The sequence below is a fragment of the Pseudomonas sp. 10C3 genome (genome assembly GCF_036346185.1).
Lineage (GTDB): Bacteria > Pseudomonadota > Gammaproteobacteria > Pseudomonadales > Pseudomonadaceae > Aquipseudomonas.
Window position 1 is genome coordinate 1 of record NZ_JASJVE010000179.1, and the last position, 244, is coordinate 244.

The window sequence follows — 244 nt, forward strand, 5'->3', positions numbered from 1 at the left end:
GGATTCCAGCACAGCCTGGTGACGCTTCTGCCAGTCGGCCTTGATCTGGGCGATCTGCTCAGGCGTCGGGTTGTCGAGCGAGGCCACTTCCACTTCCCAGTTGCCGCCCAGCAGGATGTCGGTACCACGACCGGCCATGTTGGTGGCGATGGTCAATGCGCCTGGGCGACCGGCCTGGGCGATGATCTCGGCTTCTTTTTCGTGGAACTTGGCGTTCAGTACCTTGTGCTCGATACCTTCCTTG

At 61.1% G+C, this 244-nt stretch carries 1 protein-coding gene; it reads right to left on the minus strand.

The genetic code is table 11. The features are described 5' to 3' along the window. Nucleotides 1-244 (minus strand): hypothetical protein (locus tag QN399_RS26545; protein WP_330201969.1); only part of this gene is annotated, 244 nt, incomplete at both ends.